Raw genomic sequence first — 19765 nt, 5'->3', positions numbered from 1 at the left:
TGGTTTTAGCACTGAAATGTATTCAGATAGATATGATAGCGATTCAAAAAGTAACGTAAGCCTTTTATAACCTTTAATTTGTAATCTAAGCATATAGAGTTACCGATTGTAGACTCTCACTCAAGACTTTTTGGAGCCTAAATGGTTTTTGTAACATCCCCTTATTTACCCTCAATAAAAAAATATATAAAATATGTTGAAAGTATTTATGAAAATAAATGGCTTACCAATAATGGTCCTCTCGTCAGGGAGTTAACCACAAGACTTGAAGAACGGTTAAATATAAAAAACCTATTACTTACATCTAGTGGCACCATGTCTTTACAAATTGCATTTCGTTTAAAGCAGTTAGAAAATCAATCAGTAATAACTACACCATTTTCTTTTCATGCAACCTATTCAGCGCTTGAATGGCAAGGCGCTAATGTAGGTTTTTGTGATATAGACAGAAAAACGTGGAACTTAGATATAGATAAATTAGAACAAATTCTTAGTTCAGGTAAAAAAGTAGACTGTGTTGTGCCCGTACATACATTTGGAACACCTTGTGATGTAGAGAAAATTAAAAAGCTCAAAGATAAATTTAATTTTAATGTAATATATGATTCAGCTCATGCAATTACAACAAGAAGCTCTAAAGGTAAAAATATTCTGAGCTATGGTGATATAAGCTGTTTTAGCCTGCATGCTACAAAACTATTTCATACTGTTGAAGGAGGTGGAATTGTATTTTCAAACCCAGAAGAACATGAAATAGCAAGTTCAATGATTAATTTTGGACTTGAAGGTGAGAAAGCATTTCACCCAGGTATAAATGGAAAATTAAGTGAATTTCACGCTGCAATGGGTCTAGCAATTCTTGATGATCTCACAATGATAGAAGAAGATAGATTTAGGCAAAAAGAATTTTATACTAAGTTATTAAATTCCAGAGTCAATTTTCAAGATAAAAGAAGTGCTTCAACGATTTCACCGTCTTATATGCCCGTATTGTTTGAAGAGGAACCTGATTTAGTCAATACGATTACAAGGCTCAACACACATGATGTTTATCCTAGAAGATACTTTAATCCAGCTCTTCACCAGATGCCTATAGTTAAACAGAGAAAAGTGAAATGGTCGTTGCCTGAAGCTGAATATGTAGCAAAACGAGTTTTATGCCTACCTCTTTACTTCGGTCAGACTAACTCTCAAATAAAATCAATATGCAATTTATTTATATAAAAACTAACAAGTGAACTATCTTTGGAGAAAAGTTTGAAAAAATTAGTAATTGTGGGCTGTGGCAATATGGCCTTAACCTACTATCCATACTTTAAAGAGCACTACAGCGTCGTTGGTTTTGCTATAGATTCTCAATATAAAACGTCAGATACGTTTCAAAAATTACCTGTATTTAATTTAGAAACTTTAACCTCAATTTTAGATCCGAACGATATTGAATTTATTGTCGCTATAGGCTTTCCAGTAATGAATAAAGTCAGAGAGAATATTTTTCTGAGGATGAAGCAATTTGGTTACAGGGCAGCTAAATTACAGCTAAATGAATACCCGCAGAAACATGGAGTTAAAGTTGATGAAGGGACTGTTATATTAGAAAACACTTCCATCCATGTAGGATCAACTATTGGTAAAAACACGTTTATTTCTACAGGTGTTAACATTGGACATGGCTGTAATATTGGTAATAATGTATGGATTAACTCTGGTGTAACAATTGCTGGTGATGTGACTATCGGTGATAACACCATTATTGGCGTCGGTGCTACCATTGGTAATAACATTGAAATAGCAAGTTATAACTTTATTGGTGCAGCCTCTTTAATAGTTAAAAGCACAAACAAATATGATACCTACGCAATAAAACAAACAGAGAAGTTACCAATACAAAGCCACGACTTTTTAAAAGTTTCATCTCTTACTAAAAATACTTTGAGGGAGGTATGACAATTAAATATTCAATTATCACCCCAATATATAATGCTGAGAGGTATGTTAAAGAGTTTATAAATCATGTTATCACTTTCACAACAGAGTTTAAAAACATTGAATGGATAATTGTTGATGATGGCTCTACAGATAACACTTTTAAATTGCTTAAACATGCATTTACGTCAGCTAAAAATAATAAGGCAGTTTCATGCTTTAGATTAAATCAGAATAACGGTCCAGGTATAGCTAGAAATAAAGCTATTGAAAATGCAAAAGGTGAGTGGTTACTTTTCGTAGATGCTGATGATCAACTCGAATTATCTGGGTTCGAGCAATTAAATACCTATATATCGAGATACACAGGGGTTGATATAGTTTCTTACTCTTGGTCATTAAATAATAAGAAACAATACAAAATAAAATCTGATCGAGTCTCTATAACAAAAATTAAAAATGAAATGTTAGCTGATTATATATCGTTGAAAATGGATGGGTCAGTTATTTTTTCTGCAATCAAACGATCATTAATAAGTAAACACAACATAAAATTTGCAGCAGGCTTTCATGAAGATGCTGACTTCTTATTTAAATGTTATTGGTACGCGAAAAAAATACAATTATTTGATGAAATTGTATATATCAAAAATAGCAGAGAAAACTCTATTGTAAATTCAACTTCTTATAAGCATATTTTAGGATTTATAAGAGCTTATGAAGAAATAAAGTTTTTTTTAGATTCTAATAACTTATTAACTACTTTTAAACATGAATTGAGTGAAGGTGCTATTTCTATAATTGCAACCAGAATAAAAGGTGTACACCTTTTAAAGAAGTGCTCATTTGAAGAAGTAAAGCAAATACTATCGGAACTAAAACTATTTTATAAAGAACATATCTCAGACTGCTTTAGACTTAATAACACACAGTACCATAAGTTATCTCACTATCTAATAAATATGGAGCCACTAAAAAATAAAGATCAGCTGCTTGAATTTTTTGATAAAACTCAAAACATAGCAAGCAGCCTTTGGAGCTGTAAAGACCTTGAAGATTCTCTCTTTTTAGCACCCGATCAAATCAGAGCTTGCTGTAAACGATTTTTTGTAAGTAATGAATTGAAAGGCGATGTAGTACTCATTAATAATATTACCCAAAATGTTTCCGTCCAAGATATTAAACAAGCAAAACAACGGTTAAAAACCTCTCTAAATGATGGCTCAAAAACTGACTGTGATGGCTGTCCTTACCTAGAGTTTAAACATTGGCAAAAAGAAAATTTAGAACGTATAAAATACCTTTCTTTAGAGCAACATTCTGTTTGCAATTTACGTTGTATTTACTGCGATGATAAATATTATGGGGGGAAAAAAAGTAGCTATGATGTAAAGAAAACCCTAACCTCTAAAGAGGGACTCAAATACCTTCAAGGTTGTCAGACCATTGTGTGGGGTGGCGGGGAACCTAGCCTTGGTAAGGACTTCGACTATTTATTACCTGAATTAATAAATAACTCACCAACCACAACTCAACGCCTTTTATCTAATTCAGTAAAATTTTCTACTTCTATTGCTAAAGCACTACACAAAACTAACGTAAAATTAGTAACCAGTATAGATGCTGGTACTGAGAAGACATTTACAAATGTAAGAGGTAAAAACAAGCTAAATGATGTCTTATTGAACTTAGCTCAATACGCTAAGGTAAATTCTGGAAATATAACTATTAAATATATACTAAGGGAAGATAATTCATCAATAGTTGAAATAACTTCTTTTATAAACAAACTTATATCACAACCTATTTTGAGAGGCTGTAGCTATCAAATAAGCTGTGACTTTAAGTATGACATTCTAAGCACAAAGCTCATTAGTGCAGCCGTTTTATTATACGGCTTTTTGATAAGTAATAACTACTCGACTGTCTTCTATGATGACTTATTAAGAGCACGATTAGCAAAAATAAACCAGAACGACCTAGCAGCAGTTGAAAAACATCTAGAACTCCATGGATTTGATAAATTTCTAGCAAGTCCATCAATGAAGCAAGATTTAATTATCTGGGGAATAGGCTGGCAGACTAAATATTTATTAGAAAATTCGCTTTATTTCAACGAAAATAAAGTCGCATTTTTTGTTGTCGATGAAGAGTACTTTACTTGTAATGAATATAAAGGTATTCCGGTATACACTCCAGAAAGAATCCTTCATTCAAATTTACCCATTTTAATATCTGCTTCGCAAGGTTATGAGAAAATCAGAAAGAGGTTGTCTCTATATAACATTCCAGAAGAGAGGCTTTTTAAAAAAGCGATACTCTAGGATTCGGCTTTATAATTTAGAAAATACTATAAATATTTTCTATATTATCAAAGGACGCTAGTTGCTGTTTTATTTCGTTATGAAAAGAAGAAGTAATTAAGACATCAAATAATTCATCACATTTAAATAAAACGTTTGGATTATAAACGTCTTTATTTAAAAAGGTAGTTCCGTGTTTATTGGAGTCATTATCGATAATAAATTCAAACTGAATATCCTCAATAGTAAAGACTGAATTAAAAGTTCTTAACGTTTCTGATGCACCAAAAAGTATAATTTTATTTTTGGCTAATTTGAGTCCTGAAATATAAGGAAGTCGCTCATTTTTAAGCTGTTCTTGAGATTTTTGTGCTCCTTTAAAGAACTTTCTGCTTACAGAAATAAAATTTTCAACATGTTTTTCAGATTCTTGCTCAAATTCAGCAATTAACTGGGCCAACTTATGAGTAGTTTTCTTGGCATATTCAACTTGCTTAACAGTATTTCCATAAGCAATACCGTACCTGAGTCTTTCCTCTGGTTGCCACTCAAATTCATTTAATTCTTCTTGAGGTATCACAATAGGAATACAACCACATAATGACGCAAAATAAGTATATGCTGAATGCAAATCATAACAATAAAAATATTTGGTTCTATTAAAAATTAAAGCTAACTCATGGTGAGGCTTACCATCTAAGAGGATTGAATTATTTAGGTCATGAACAATAGTTCTGCCAAGACCTTTTCTCATCATATAACAACTCCCTACCCTATCTTTACGGCGATTATTTTTATATAAATTTTTAATGAAATACATGACATATAGCCTATGCTGTGCGGCATAATTTGGATCTTTAAATACCTCTTGAAAGAAAAAATATAATTCATTAGCGCCATAATTAATATTACTTGTAAAAAAACCTGGCTTATTTAAAAACCATCTTACAATATGCGGACATGAAAGCGGGTTTCCACTCACCACATCCATATAAACAACTATATAATCTTGCAGATTTGTCGTGAAAATCGTTGGAGTATCAAAAGCTTCGCACGTTTTAAAATTTGACTCCCCATCGTCCCATAAATAAGCATCACCACCTAACTTGTTAATTAAATGACAAAGTCTATGCATAGCAATAGCCCCACCAACATTCTCATTGTAAGTTGGTGCAAATATAATGTACTTTTTATTCATTTTTAATCAATCAACCACTTTGGCATATAAAACGGCTTCTGCACCTGTGTCGGTATAATAATCAAAATTAAGTTTGTAACCGCATCCTAGGCTTAAGATAAATTTGGGGATTTCTACTAAATCACAATCTTTGTGGTAAACACATATGGCTAGTTTAGGCTTATATTTAATGATTGACTCTTTAGCCCCTTTTAAAGCACTTAATTCAGCACCTTCAATATCCATTTTAATGAAATCAACACGGCTAATTTGTTGTAGAAGAAAATCATCAATTGAAATAGTCTCAACAAAATTATCTTCGGTTATTTTAGCTTCAGATACTGTTGACGCATTCCCATTATCCTCAAAGCTAAGCTTTATTCCTGAGCGATCCCACAGCGCTTTCTCAACAATAGACACCTGTCCTTTACACTGGCTATTTTTATCAAGAACAGTTATAAACTTCTTAATGTTACTTTTCAAAAATTCGAAAGAATAGACTTTTTCAGCGCCATTCGCAGCAAAATACAGAGCGGTATCGCCATTAGCTCCTCCACAATCGAGTACTACATCTCCTTTCTCAACCCTAAGCCAATCTTCAAATGCATACTGCTCTAGCTTATAGTTAATAACATGCCCTAATGGCTCAAACGGAATATATATCGTTTTCGAAAAACTATTTTCTGCTATAAAGCCATCAACTACTTTATTAGCAATAAGCTCAAGTTTGGCAACTTCACCGTTAAAATAGTCATAGTCAAAAGGTAAACGACTCCCGTAACTCTTTATATAATTGTATGCTATATATGTAATAAATTTACCTCTACTTGATTCTTCAAGTAGAGAGTCGAAAGTAAATTGAAAATCATCCACTTTATTTACAAAATAGTTATTACTGTCGATTATCAATACGGTTGGTTTATAAAGCGTAATATATCGCTTACTTAACCGGACGAATAAATGAGAAGCTTTATTCATCGCAACCTGAAATAAGTGTATTGCTCTTAATCGCTTACTAATAGCTTTCCTAAACAAACCAATCGGAGTCAGTAATATCTTTTGACTAGCAAGTCTATTTATCTCTTTAAATAGCTCAGAATGATATTTACTCATATAATCCTCTAAAATTTTTCAATTACCGATACTGGATAGTAAAGGCATTGTTTTATTAACCACTAATCTCATCCTAGTAGCTTCATTCTTACTATAAATTTCACACATTGAGTGACAGAGTTAAGGCACACTCTAAAAATTAAGGAGTGGTAATACATTATCACAGTTAAACATTACACTTTAGCTGGCTTATTATATGAAAAAATAAACTCTTGATAGATATCATTTAAATGTTCATGAAAAGCATCGATACAGGCATTCATGAACTCAATTCGCTTATCTAAATTATCGTAGAAGTATGTATTTGCCATAATATACGTTTGAAAATATTTAAACGTACCTTGAACTAAAATATAAATAACATCATCTTCATCGCGCATGTTTAATAACATTTTATGCTGTAATGCAAACGCATCAACTAATTCTTCTCTTGTAGTAAAATAAGGAGACGTTACAGTAATTAATTGCTCTAAAAAAGCTTTCGTTTTATTCTGAATTTCAACAATGCATGTATCCATTCTCTTTTCCGAAAGTAATGTTAATGATGTTGCATTTTGCAATAAAGAAGTTATTTTAGCCGACTTATTTATAAGTTTATTTTTTATTCTAACATCTACAATGCGCTTTGGTTGAGCTCCATAAATGTATGCTCCATTAGAGGTATTAAAAGCTTTAACGTGCGGATGATGCCTTAGTAACACTTCAATATTTGATTTAGATAAGTCAAATAAATTATTTGTAAATACTGTATCTGTAAAATTCCCTTTAACACACTTATCTGTTTGCATATTTTCTATCATTACTTCCTTATCTTTATAATCACTATCATAATAAGCACTATGTTTTGAATGATGATGCTCATTAGAAATAAAGCCAAAGTCAGCACCCACTAAATAAACCTTATCAAATCCAAGCTCAGTCACCACAGCTAAAGCAGTATTTGTTACCGTAGGATTAGTCCCTACAGGGTAAGAATACATTTGTTTTTTATCTAATCGCTGAATTAAAAACCCACCACCATCGTTAATTTTTGTTAATAAATTCGCTGTTTTAAAGCGTTTTAAAATACCATCATAAACAGTATTTAAAGCAATAATATTTAACTCATTCAGCTTAACGGTAATATTAGCTGCATTCTCAATTGCTTCAATATGTTTTGATAAGCCTGCCGTCCTTTCCATTTCTATATGCATATCTGGCTTAATATCATTTACAAGCAGTGCTTTCAAAGCCGTACCACATGAGACAATAATAATGTTATCTTTATTTTCTAGTAAAAACTCAATTGCTGAATCTAACGATGGTCCATTAGCAACAATAAATACAGGTATATTTTTTAGCGGATTTTTAAATAACGAAGTCTTTTTTAAAACGGGAAATCGAGCTTTCAAATTTGATAAAGTATGAGAGATACCAATTATTTCATCTTCAAAAAAACCCCATCCTCCATGCCATCTATGAGCCACTTCTTTCATTTTATCCATAGATTTTGTCATTAAAGGGCTATCATAGTGTTGAAAAAAATGAATTAAACTCATATTAAAATGACCTTGTTCCATTAATAGCTTTGATATTTCATTACTAATTGTATGCTCATCTCCGCCTACCCTTATTGTAAATACTCCCCCTTGACTCAAGCACTTATTAAATAATGGCCTTAACTCAATACAATGTAATAAAGCGTAAAAGCTATTAAAATTAGGTTCAAATAGAAAAACATTACGCACTGCTTTTTTATTAAGTAATTCTTCAATTTGATACCCTAAACCACCACCAAGAAAACACACAAATTCAAGTCTATTTTCATTCGTTGGCCTACCTACCTTACTATCCGTTTCTTCATTTCTCACATTATTAATAGACTTAAGCAATGCCGAATGCTTAAAAACAATACCTACATCAACAGCATGTTTAATATTATAATGGGAATAAATAGGATTCTTTAAAAATTTATCGACTTGTTTTTTTGCAAACTCGCGGGGGCTTTCAGTGTAAGCAAATTTGCCATTATTATATAAATTTTCATTACCATTACTATCAATTGCTACGCCTGTGTTCGTTGGTTTATAATCTTTAAAAGCATCGTAAACTCGCGGCATTTTTTCTTTTAATAAAGTCAAATTCGCTAATAATGTTGCGTGTAACATCATTTTTTTTAATTCGTTGTCTACAGTGTTCAAAATACACTCCCTGAGTTTAGCAGTAACTTATTTTATATGTTTAGTTATATTGCAGCAAATAGCGGCAAAGCATTGTCTAACATTAGCAATAATTTCAAAGGCTAAACCATATAGCATTTGAAGAATTTAATATTACAAAAATACATCCAAGTTATATGCCAATATCTATATAGATAAATATGATATTTCATCTATTATCTACTTAAGTATTTTTCTTAAAAGCCGATAATATTATATTGGCTAAATATTTGGCATTATTATTGCTAAAATAAAACATCTTTCACTTCAAATTTAGGACTCATCCATGGCTCATTCTTCATTAAAAAAATATAGTCAAGTACGTGCAAGTAGCATTGCAGAAATGACACCCTATGAACAAATAAACCTTATTTTCAGCAATATAATTGGTCGCTTAGCAGCAACAAAAGGATTCATTGAGCGAAAAGAGATTGCAAAAAAAGGCGAAAATATTTCCGCATGTATTTTGTTGCTAGGCGCCTTACAAGACGCGCTAAACTTTGACGTAGAAGAAGGTGGAGGTATTTCAGATAATCTATATGCACTTTACGACTATTGTCAGCGCACCTTAACTCAAGCAAACTTAAATAATGATGTTAAAAAAATTATTGAAGTTTCAAGTATTATAAAAGAAATTAAAGAAGGCTGGGGTAGCATACCTATGAGCGTTCGTAATCCCGTGGCTTAATTTAATTATGGACTTACATTCATCGTCACAACAATTAACCAGTTTTTCAGAACGCATACATACACTCCTCGATAAAATTGAGTTATCGGTTAACGACAATAATGCTATTGAAGCTCAGCTTAGTTTAAATACTTTAAATATTGAGATAAGAAAATGGTGTAAAAGCAGTGAAGCACCTAGTACAGAACAATTACAGGTAATTCAACTACAAATAAACACGATTTTAGTTATAGCAAATAACGCAAAAAACGAATCATCTAAAGCGATTATTAATCATAAAAAATCAGGAAGGGCGATTAAAGCTTATAAAGCCACTTAGTCAACAGGTTAAATAAGAGCCTTCTTTCTAAACAAATATATGACCAATAATCTAGCAAATAAAAAACCGCCAAGCTTAAGTTTAGCGGTTTTTTATACTTATTATTGAGCTCTTAATTTGATTGCCTAACTACACCAGGCATATTCTCAAGCTGTGCTTGTACATATGTACTTGTGTTATTAAGGCTAGCAACAAGTAAATCCATTGCATTATATTGAGAATATAAGCGCGCCGACAAAGACTCCATTTTCGCGGCCAAACTTTCTCTTTGATCGTCGACATCTTCTAACTGGTTTTTTCTAGTGTCAATTCTATTTTCAATAATGCCATCGGAGTCTGTATAATAACTTAAAAACTCATCAAATGTAGACGCAAACCCATCACCATCTTCGTCTTTATTTCCGACAAAAAACTCTTCTACTGAGTCAATATTATCATCAATTTTTTCATTGAGCGTATCAGTATCTAAACTTAAAACACCATATCTATCTGTAGACACACCCAGTTGAGCCAAGCTAAGTGAACTCCCACCTGAAAGCTCTACTGAGCCTGTAATAGTACTTCGTAATTTAGACATAACCCCCCGCAATAACGAATCGCCAGACATTACGCCCGCACTTCCATCTGAAGATGTGCCTAAATCTTTACTCAATTCTAATAATTCGTTATAGCTTGATATAAAGCTATTAAGCCCACTTTGAATGTTGTTATTATTTTCAGTAACCGATACATCGCTAATATCGTCATCTTCATCGTGAACTTTTTTTGCAGTTAGGGTAATACCATCAATAACATTTTCGAATTTATTGGTTGAACTACTTACAGTAAGGGTGCCATCAATAGTAATGGACGCATCCTTTGCTTCTATAATTTCAGTTGAATTTTGTACCCCCTCAGCATCAAACGCTAATGCCGACAAACCGTTCATATCGGTATGCTCTCCATCGATATCGCTCACAGCTACTGTAATTTTATTTTCAATACCGCTATTTTTAGCTGCCAACACTAAGTGCTGACCTTCATCATCAGTGATGATTGTTGCATTAATACTGCTATTACTACTGCTATCATTTATAGCATCACGAATATCAGCGAGGGTTGCCTCATCAGAAACTTCAATATCAAAAGTGTCATCGCCTGACGTTAAGGTAAGTGTGCCTTCCCCAATGGCGCTGTCTTCTTCAAAAGCTTCTGAGAGTATCTTATGCTCTGTTGCTAAGTTATTAACGTTTATAGAATATCCACCCGGTTGAGCGTCTTCATCGGCGGTTATTTGTATATTATCGTCACTTCCCGATACCGTACGTTGTTGGTATTCATCGCTATCGCCAAGTTTTGCCATTGACTCCTGGACTTTTTCTAGTGCTAGCTTTAAAGCACCTATAGCCGATATATCAGTGGTGAGAGCACTCTCTGTCTTTGTTAAACGTGATTCAGCAGGTGCTTGCTCGGCTGCAACCAAAGCATCAACAATATCTGCTACTGCTAAACCCGAACCTAAGCCATTAAATGTTATCGACATTACACCACCTCTTTACACATTAAAAAAACAAAATAACGTTAATAGTTATACGGTTTGATCTATTAACAAGCCCGCTGTTTCAGATAACTTAGACACTAAACTTAATACTTCCTCAGAAGGATATTGTTTAATAACTTCGCCACTGTTTTTATCTAGTACTTTAATTACATCACGTCCTGAATCTTCGTCAACTTTAAATTGCAAACTGCGATTCATTTCCCCCATAAAGTCTTGCAATTGTTGCGCCATTTGTTCTAGTTTTTCGCGCTCTAACGGCTGAGCTTTTTCATCTTGATTATTATTTTTGTATTGACTTTGATGTAGCTTTTGTTGATTGAGCACTTCCGTTTGCTTTACATCATCAACCGCTCGCTCAGTTAAAGAATGAGCCGCTTGCCCTACTTGCCTATCATCACCAGCAACGGGGGTTGGTAATGTTGTAATTTCTGCGTTTGAAGTAATTGTATTCATAACAGATTCCTATTCGTACTTAATTAAACCAACAATAGCTTAGTTTATATTCTCAAACCACAAAAGGAGGTAGCTAAAGCCACCTCCTTTTATTGTAAAGCTAATACTGACTTTATGTACTAGCTAACCATTAAGCTAGCGCTTGACTTATTAACCTAATAAGCTAAGTGCTGTTTGTGGTAACTGATTCGCTTGCGACAAAATTGATGTACCGGCTTGTTGCAAGATTTGGTTTTTCGTCATTTGTGCTGTTTCTGTTGCAAAATCAGTATCTTGAATACGGCTACGTGATGCTGATACATTTTCTGATATATTCGATAAGTTACTAATTGTATGGTCAAAACGATTTTGAACCGCACCTAAACTGGCTCGCTGTGAATCGATACTTGCAATAGCATTGTCAATTACTGCAAGTGCATTTTGCGAACCTTGCTGAGTTGTTATATCAACGTCTTCAACATTCTCAAGAGTACTGACTGTAGCATTTGTATCCGCTGCAAAGGTAACTGCACCTGTTCCTGTAAATACTTCTGCAGAATTTAATTGAACTGTTCCACCAACAATAATGGAATCTGACGCTGCTGATAGTGTAGCCCCCGTCTCTGTTGACACTGCAGAGGCTGCATCGTAAGACATACTTCTTACTGTCATTGTAGCCGCTGTGCTTGCGTCACTTTCAGCAAAATTAGTTATATCTATATCTTCGCCTGTATTATTAGATACAGTCAGTTTGCCATTTTCAACAGTAGCAGTTACACCATGGTCATCCGTTTTTGCATTGATAGCCTCAGCCATCGCTTTTTGGTCGCCTTCGGCAGTTCCAGTGCCAACAAAAGAAATAGTTGGTATATCATCAGCATCTTCGATACCACTACCATTTAGATCGAAACTAATTGATTCACCTTCCTTTGCCGCAACACCCATTGATATTTCAGCAGCTGAACGAGCCTGTGCTGTTACACCCGTAGAGCTACTGTAACTATTAATAGAATCAGATATTTCTTCTGCAGTTGCCCCTGCTGCAATAGCTACTGTAGCCTCTTCTCTACCAGAAATAACATAATCACCAGCAACCACAGCATTTGCACTTGTTGCTCCGCTAGCTGCTTGGCCTAAGCCGGCAGTAGCGCCTCTAAGATTAATCTGGTTTGAACCCACTTTATCTGCAGCAACACTTGAAAGTGACACATTAATTGTTTCGTTAGCGTTTGAACCAACTTGGAATGATTTAGAACCAAAGTCACCGCTTAGTAATTGCTGACCACCGAATGATGTCGTTTCTGCAATGCGTGTCATCTCTACTTGTAGAGCTGATACTTCTTTTTGTAATGCTTCACGGTCTTCTGTTGAGTTAGAACCATTGGCAGATTGAAGTGCAAGTTCACGCATCCGTTGTAATATACTGGTTGACTCATCCATCGCGCCTTCAGCAGTTTGCGCCATTGAAATACCATTATTAGCATTACTTTGCGCTACTGATAAACCGTCGATTTGAGATGTTAAACGGTTTGAAATTTGTAGGCCTGCCGCATCATCTTTTGCGCTATTGATACGCATACCTGATGATAGACGCTCCATCGAAGTAGCTAGGTCAGAACCTGATTGAGATAAGTTACGCTGAGCGTTTAGTGAAGATACATTTGTATTTACTGAAATCATAATAAAACTCCTGATTACTTTCGTAATGTTGCTATTTTAATTTAACCAAGAGCTGTCACAAATGTATGCTCAGCTCCTTACTGATTAAGTTAACGGCAGGAGGTTTATTATCTTTAGAAATATTTTAGAAATAAATTGAGTTATTTAAAATAAAAAAGTTAACACTCTGTTTTATAATAAAAATAACCACGAACTAATAGGTATTAATTTGCTAATATCAAATAACAAAAACGCACTTCAAAAAAAGTGCGTTTTTATATTCAATTATATGTGAAATCAATAATTAACCGCCTAATAGACTAATTGCGGCTTGAGGTACTTGATTAGCTTGCGATAGTATTGAAGTACCCGCTTGTTGCAAAATTTGGTTTTTCGTCATTTCTGCAGTCTCTGTTGCAAAATCGGTATCTTGGATACGACTACGTGACGACGAAACATTTTCCGATATATTCGCCAAGTTATTAATTGTGTGCTCGAATCTATTTTGTACAGCACCTAAACTCGCACGTTGCGAATCTATATTCGCAATTGCATTATCAATTACTGATAATGCATCTTGAGAACCTTTTTGGCTTGTGACATTAATATCTTCTACATTCACAAGAGTACTAACTTCTGCTGTAATAGCCGTAGCTAATGTATTCACAGAACCTTGTGCGCTAAATACTTCAGCAGAATTTAGCTGTACTGTGCCTGATACAAGCAAATCAGTTGAGGCTGCAGAAAATGCAATTGGTGTATCATTAGTATTACCATTGTAAGATACGCCTGTTAATGACATGACTGTCAAAGTAGTAGCATTACTTTCTGCAAAATTAGTCAATTCTAAGTTTGCACCTGTATTATTAGATATACTAAGTTCACCATTTTCTAATGTTGCAGTTACACCATGCTCATCCGTTTTAGAATTAATAGCTTCTGCCATTGCTTGTTTGTCACCGGCAATTGTACCGGTTCCTACAAAAGAAACTTTTTCATTATTTAAGTCAAAGCTAATAGATTCGCCATCATCCGCACCAGTAGTAATGCTGACTTCAGCTTCAGCACGTGCCTGAGCAGTTACACCTGTTGCACTGCTATAGCTATTTATTGAGTCTGAAATTTCTTCTGCAGTGGCTTTTGCTGCAATACTTACAGTCGCATCTTCACGGCCAGATATTGTATATGTCCCACTACCAACCCCACTACTTACACCTGAAATAGCTTCACCAAGCCCTATCGTATCGCCTTGTAGGTTCACTTGATTAGTTCCAATTTTATCAGCCGCGACACTGGAGAGTGAAACATTAATTGTTTCATTAGCATTAGCGCCAACCTGAAATGCCTTACTACCATAGTCACCATTTAGTAATTGCTGGCCACCGAACGATGTAGTTTCAGCAATACGAGTTAACTCCACTTGCAGTGCTGATACTTCTTTTTGTAAAGCTTCACGATCTTCAGTTGAGTTTGAACCATTCGCTGACTGCAGTGCCAGCTCTCGCATACGTTGAAGTATGCTTGTTGACTCATCCATAGCCCCTTCAGCAGTTTGTGCCATTGAAATACCATCATTGGCATTTCGCTGAGCAACGGCTAGGCCATTTATTTGCGATGTTAAACGGTTTGAAATTTGTAGGCCAGCGGCATCATCTTTTGCGCTATTAATACGCATACCTGATGATAAACGCTCCATCGAAGTTGCTAAGCCTTCGCCAGATTTAGTTAAGTTACGCTGTGCGTTTAGTGACGACACATTAGTATTTACTGATAAAGCCATTTTACCATCTCCTAGGTTTAAACAGAGTGTGGTTCAACACGATTTAACAGGAACCACTGTTCGATAATTTCTTACAATAAGAAAAGCATTTAATGTGCCAACTTTAATTTATTTTTAAGTGGTTGTTTCTAAATGAAAATAAATAATTTATTGAATTGTAAATAAAGAGTGAAGTTATTTAGAAAGGAGTGACATTTTTTTGCCGCTTTAAAGTAGGTAAAGCGGCAAGGTATTTCTGCTTATAACTTGCTTATAAGTAATCGAATAACGAGAGGTTAGTTAAACGGCCAAAAGTTGCTTGCGATGCTTGCAGTGCCGTTTCTTGTTTAGTTAGTTCGCTAATAGCTTCTGCCATGTCTACTTCTACTAAATCAGAAAGATTACTTTTGTTTTGAATATCGAGTGCTAAGTTAGAATCGCTTACTCTTTCAAGCGCGTTCATACGCCCGCCTAAACTTGATTGGGTAAATACTACTTGCTCACTAGAATTCTGTAATTGCACTAAGCCATCAGCAAGTACTTGCTGAAAGTCATCACCTTCAAGTGTACCGTCGTTAAGGCCGGTAATAAGTGCTTGCAATGTATTAAGTACGTTTTCTTTGCCTGGTTTTTCAAGGCTAAAATCGAGTTGACCTGGTGCTGTGCCTTCAAATTCAATTTTCATACCTGCGTATTCAATTGTATCATCGTTAACTTCGCCAGTTACTGCGGGGGTTAGTGCTGCGCCGTCTCGGTATATTTCGTAGGTTTGTGGATCTGTTGCTGTAGCACCTGGGCTTACTAATACGCTATATGTATTTGCAGTTGCTGAAGCTGTTGGGTCTGCGTTGTAATTTGCTTGATGAAACTTATCAAACTCAGCTTGGCCGTCAACATATACACTTGCCGCTGTAATAGAGCCTGAAACACTTGCCGTGTTAGATTCTACATTTAATCGCGCGTTAGTTTTTTCAAACGTATCAAAGCCGTTATCACTCGCTTTAATTGATACACCTTCAGCTATAGTTATTTGGTGTTGCCCTTGGTCGCCATTATAGGTGTACTCACCCGCTGCAGAATCAAACTGATACGGCTGCGTGCTGTCTTGGTATCCTGAAAATATGAATTTTCCGTCTTCTGATCGGGTGTTCATTAAGTTAGCTAGCGTTTGTTGAATGCCACTAAGTTCTGATGCAATCGATTTTAAATCGTCTTTAGTGTAAACACCATTACCAGCTTGAATAGTGAGTTCTTGCGCTTGTTGAATATTGGTATTTATACTTTGCAATATGGTTTCCTCTGTTTCGAGGCGGCCATTTAGCTGGTTAATATTTTTAGTGTATTGCTCGTTTGTTTGTATTTTATTTGAATATAGCATTCCTTGCGAAATAGCAGCTGGCGCTTCTGAGGTGGTTAAATACTTTTCACCTGTTGTTACTCGCTCTTGAGCATTTGCAACACCTTGTTGGTTGTCGAGTATTTTATTTATGTTGTTTTGGTACATTAAATTATTTGATAAACGCATAATTACCTCGCCGCATTTAATAAGGTGTCAAAAATTTCTTGAGCTGCTGCTAAAACTTGTGCTGATGCTGAGTATGATTGCTGAAAACGCAGTAAATTTGCGGCCTCTTCATCTAGGTTTACTCCAGATAACGACTCGTACCATGCCTCAGATTGCTGTGCTAGAGCGTCAAATGCAGCCCCACTTGTGATTGCTTGGCCAGTTATAACACCTATATCACTCACTAATCCTGAATAAGCTTGGTTGAACGTTTTATGGTTGTCGGCCGTTGCTGTTGTTTCTACGTTTAAACGGACTAACTCGCCATTTTGTAAATCAGCTAATTTTAAACCATTACGGTTATCATCAAAGCCGCCTTCGTTAAACTCAAGTGTAAAGGTGTCGCCTGTTGCTGGCGTACCTTCTATATCAAAATCGAATCCGTAGGTATCAAATGGAGCACCCGCTTGCGATAACATTCCTTTTGCAGGAGGCGTAATAGTAAAAGTACTCGTTCCGCTATTATCAGTAATTTGATATTCGTTAGCATTACCTGTTTTAACAAGCGTTATTTCACCGTTTGTTAAGCTTGGTGTTGAAGTAAATCCACCGGAGGTAACACTTTTTACTTCTCCCGCTGAAATAGTAGCGGTACCTATATTATTTAAATCATTAGCAGTACGAATAGGCGATGCTAGTGCTAAATCTTCTGCGCGCCCTGTTGCAAGTGTGATACTTGAAGCGGCATCTGAATTAAGCTTTATTTGAAATTGGTCGCCCTCAACACCTGCCCCAGATACATTAACTTGAAGGCCAAATGATTCTCCGGTAGTAGTCGATGAATCAATAACACCTGAAGATATATCAGCAAGTGAAGGCTGACCTAACGGGTCGCCTTTGTTATCTATAGGCTGAATACTTACTTCATTAGCATTAGCTGTATAAGTAATAATAAAGTCACTGGCAGGAAGTTCACTGCCCTTACCTGGCTCTACTGTTGCAGTCATACCGGCAGTACCTGTGTTAGCTTGATACGCATAAGCGCCAACGGTAGGAATATTAAAAATATTCCCCCCTAGCTGACCTGTTGCATCCATACCCAATTTGTTTTGTTCGTTAAATGCGTCAGCTATCGCTAAGCCCATTTGACCAATTTGGTTTTGCGCAGGAACTAATATGTCATCTCTAAAAGCAAGTAAGCCGCCAATTTTGCCTTTAAGTTTACTTACATCAACTTCAAGCGGCACTGCTTTGCCACCATTAACGTCAAGCGTGAATTCTTTAAAATTAGGATCGGGGTCACCCGTCATCGAAAATAAGTTAAATGCGCCATTTTGCATAACAACCGCTTCGCCTGTGCCCATAAAAACGAGTTTTTCGCCATTTGGACCATCAAGCGTTTCTATGTCTATGAGCTCTGATAAGTCGCGTATTGCTTTATCGCGTTCGTTATAGGTAGAGCTTGCATCTGCGGCGTTATTAGTGCCATTAACTGCTGCAATATTTTGATTTAGCGTGCTAATACTTTGAATTAGTGAGTTTGCTTCATCTGAAAATATTTCGAGCTGCTCGTTCACTACACTTTTTTGATCAAGCACGATGCCCGAAAGTCTATCCATTTGATCAATTAAGCTTTGCGCATCTGTCATTACTAATGAGCGGGCAACGGTAGATGACGGCTGATTAAGCGCTTCTTGCACGTTATTAAATAAAGAGTTAATTCCGGTCGAAAGGTTGTTCGACTCTTCAGAAAAAATAGTATCAACTCGATTAGCCTCAGTAATAAACTGATCGAAAAACGATTTATTAGAGGTGTCACGATTTAGCTGTGACTGAGCAAACTCGTTTAGTAATCGGTATGTTTCGCCTCGCCCTACTTGGTTATCAACCATAGTGGTAAATTCAGTACGCTCACGTACGTAGCCTACGGTATTTACATTGGCGATATTTTTACTTGTCGTTTGCAATAGCTCCGAGCTTGCTCTAACCCCAGAACTGGCAATGTTTAATAAATTAAACGACATGTTACTCTACTCCTTGGCGGATCACGTTTGCCGCAATGTCTTTTAGCTGACTGCTATTGAGTACTTTTTTTATTTTGCTGGCATAATTTGGATCGGTTGCATAACCTGCTTTTTGTAATGAATCTAAAAAGTCATTTGGTTTTGCTGTATTTTGTAATGCTTCTTTGTAGCGTGGGTTTTGCGTTAAAAAATCAACGAAGTCGTTCACGCTATCTTTAATTGAATCGTAGGCTCTAAAGCTGGCTTGTTTTTTAACGGGTGTGCCTTGTTCAAACTCAAGCGTTACTTTGCTTGCTTTATCGCCTTCCCAGCTTTTATCTGACTTAATATTAAATAAGTTATTTGAGCTGCCACCGTCACTTTTATTAATAATGTGTTTACCCCAACCGGTTTCAAGTGCCGCTTGAGCAACCATTACCGCTGGGTTTAAACCTATTTTTTGCGCTGCAGTTTTAGCGTGTTCCCACACTGAACTTACAAACTCTTCTGCATTTTTAAATGTTGGGCTATCGGTTTTAGACTCTGTAGTATCGACTTTAGGCTCAGCAATATCGGTTTTAGTACTCTTAACGATAAGATCGGGTTGCTTATTTTTTTGCTCATGAGGAAGAGCTGATCCGACTTGCGTATCGCTGAAAATATCGTTGGTTGTTCTAAGCACCGAGCCTGGCATAAAGTTTTTAGACTCAGGCGATAACTGCTGAACAATTAAATCGGCAAGGCCTAACGATCCATTTGATGAAAGCTCTGTTGAAAGTTGCTGATCGTGCATTTCTTCAAAAAACTTTACGCCACTTGAATTAAATGGGCTGTCTTTGTCTTCAAATGCTTCGTTAGCTTTGCGCATTCCTTTGAGCAACATTTGCGTAAAAATAGCTTCAAATTGTGCGGCCGCTTTTTTGAGCGCAGCTTTGGAAGCATCAGTTGATGCATCGCCACTCGTTAAGGCTTCTTTACGAAGTGAATCTAAGTTGCCTAAATCAAAAAAGTTTTGTTTATCGAGGTGATTAGTTTCCATCGGCTTTTTGACACAAAATGAATAATGCAGTTAAAAATGCAAAAATTGAGCCACTACCGATAAAACAAGGAAGATAAAAATAATAAACTTAAGTTGCTGTAAATA

At 35.5% G+C, this 19765-nt stretch carries 15 protein-coding genes and 1 pseudogene; 5 read left to right on the top strand and 11 right to left on the bottom strand.

Annotation, left to right across the window (positions count from 1 at the left end; all coding sequences use genetic code 11):
* Positions 1 to 141 precede the first annotated feature (141 nt).
* Genes I6F54_RS10970 through I6F54_RS10960 form a run of 3 tightly spaced genes read left to right on the top strand, consistent with a single transcriptional unit; the run spans position 142 to position 4250 of the window.
* Positions 142 to 1224: a DegT/DnrJ/EryC1/StrS family aminotransferase gene (locus I6F54_RS10970; protein ID WP_197141373.1), complete on the top strand. Its 1083-nt coding sequence runs from the start codon at positions 142 to 144 to the stop codon at positions 1222 to 1224.
* A 33-nt stretch (positions 1225 to 1257) separates the two neighbouring features.
* Positions 1258 to 1947, top strand: a complete 690-nt coding sequence (locus tag I6F54_RS10965; protein WP_197141371.1) for a PglD-related sugar-binding protein — start codon at positions 1258 to 1260, stop codon at positions 1945 to 1947.
* A complete protein-coding gene (locus I6F54_RS10960) occupies positions 1944 to 4250 on the top strand; it encodes a glycosyltransferase (RefSeq protein WP_197141369.1) in 2307 nt (768 codons plus the stop codon). The genes I6F54_RS10965 and I6F54_RS10960 overlap by 4 nt, the downstream gene beginning before the upstream one ends.
* A gap of 16 nt (positions 4251 to 4266) precedes the next feature.
* Here the strand turns inward: I6F54_RS10960 and I6F54_RS10955 are convergent, their stop codons facing one another.
* The 3 genes from I6F54_RS10955 to I6F54_RS10945 all read right to left on the bottom strand — a co-directional run bounded on the left by I6F54_RS10955 (position 4267) and on the right by I6F54_RS10945 (position 8699).
* On the bottom strand, positions 4267 to 5427 hold the full coding sequence (locus I6F54_RS10955) for a hypothetical protein (RefSeq protein ID WP_197141367.1): 1161 nt from the start codon (positions 5425 to 5427) through the stop codon (positions 4267 to 4269).
* Between the two features lie 6 nt (positions 5428 to 5433).
* The gene (locus I6F54_RS10950; RefSeq protein WP_197141365.1) at positions 5434 to 6519 is read right to left on the bottom strand and encodes an FkbM family methyltransferase; all 1086 of its coding nucleotides are present in this window, start codon (positions 6517 to 6519) and stop codon (positions 5434 to 5436) included.
* Positions 6520 to 6692: 173 nt separating this feature from the next.
* Complete coding sequence (locus I6F54_RS10945; protein WP_231617019.1) at positions 6693 to 8699, bottom strand: motility associated factor glycosyltransferase family protein; 2007 nt, start codon at positions 8697 to 8699, stop codon at positions 6693 to 6695.
* Positions 8700 to 9003: 304 nt separating this feature from the next.
* On the opposite strand from I6F54_RS10945, the gene fliS reads away from it, so the two are divergent.
* Together fliS and I6F54_RS10935 are read left to right on the top strand one after the other, a co-directional pair.
* On the top strand, positions 9004 to 9405 hold the full coding sequence (fliS, locus tag I6F54_RS10940) for a flagellar export chaperone FliS (RefSeq protein ID WP_197141363.1): 402 nt from the start codon (positions 9004 to 9006) through the stop codon (positions 9403 to 9405).
* 7 nt (positions 9406 to 9412) lie between these two features.
* Complete coding sequence (locus tag I6F54_RS10935; protein ID WP_197141361.1) at positions 9413 to 9724, top strand: hypothetical protein; 312 nt, start codon at positions 9413 to 9415, stop codon at positions 9722 to 9724.
* Positions 9725 to 9836: 112 nt separating this feature from the next.
* Here the strand turns inward: I6F54_RS10935 and fliD are convergent, their stop codons facing one another.
* From fliD to flgJ, 8 genes and pseudogenes are all read right to left on the bottom strand, one after another.
* Positions 9837 to 11246 (bottom strand): flagellar filament capping protein FliD, encoded by a 1410-nt coding sequence (gene fliD / locus I6F54_RS10930; RefSeq protein WP_197141359.1) that lies wholly within the window; start codon positions 11244 to 11246, stop codon positions 9837 to 9839.
* Positions 11247 to 11291: 45 nt separating this feature from the next.
* Positions 11292 to 11717, bottom strand: coding sequence for a flagellar protein FlaG (locus I6F54_RS10925; RefSeq protein WP_197141357.1), 426 nt, complete (start codon positions 11715 to 11717; stop codon positions 11292 to 11294).
* A 150-nt stretch (positions 11718 to 11867) separates the two neighbouring features.
* A complete protein-coding gene (locus I6F54_RS20505) occupies positions 11868 to 12353 on the bottom strand; it encodes a flagellin (protein ID WP_442960972.1) in 486 nt (161 codons plus the stop codon).
* Between the two features lie 663 nt (positions 12354 to 13016).
* A pseudogene (locus I6F54_RS20500) lies at positions 13017 to 13376 on the bottom strand (flagellin N-terminal helical domain-containing protein); the annotation flags it as partial.
* Positions 13377 to 13659: 283 nt separating this feature from the next.
* The gene (locus I6F54_RS20430) at positions 13660 to 15135 is read right to left on the bottom strand and encodes a flagellin (RefSeq protein ID WP_197141353.1); all 1476 of its coding nucleotides are present in this window, start codon (positions 15133 to 15135) and stop codon (positions 13660 to 13662) included.
* 250 nt (positions 15136 to 15385) lie between these two features.
* Positions 15386 to 16639 (bottom strand): flagellar hook-associated protein FlgL, encoded by a 1254-nt coding sequence (gene flgL / locus I6F54_RS10910; protein WP_197141351.1) that lies wholly within the window; start codon positions 16637 to 16639, stop codon positions 15386 to 15388.
* A 2-nt stretch (positions 16640 to 16641) separates the two neighbouring features.
* Positions 16642 to 18642 carry a flagellar hook-associated protein FlgK gene (gene flgK, locus I6F54_RS10905; RefSeq protein WP_197141349.1) on the bottom strand — a complete coding sequence of 667 codons (2001 nt, stop codon included), beginning with the start codon at positions 18640 to 18642 and terminating at the stop codon, positions 16642 to 16644.
* Between the two features lies 1 nt (position 18643).
* Positions 18644 to 19660, bottom strand: a complete 1017-nt coding sequence (flgJ, locus tag I6F54_RS10900) for a flagellar assembly peptidoglycan hydrolase FlgJ (RefSeq protein WP_197141347.1) — start codon at positions 19658 to 19660, stop codon at positions 18644 to 18646.
* Positions 19661 to 19765: the final 105 nt, after the last annotated feature.

Origin of the sequence: Pseudoalteromonas sp. SWXJZ10B, assembly GCF_015864475.1 — a bacterium.
GTDB classification, from domain to species: domain Bacteria; phylum Pseudomonadota; class Gammaproteobacteria; order Enterobacterales; family Alteromonadaceae; genus Pseudoalteromonas; species Pseudoalteromonas arctica.
The sequence above is the reverse complement of the archived record's forward strand: the minus strand, read 5'-3'. Positions and strand labels throughout refer to the sequence as shown.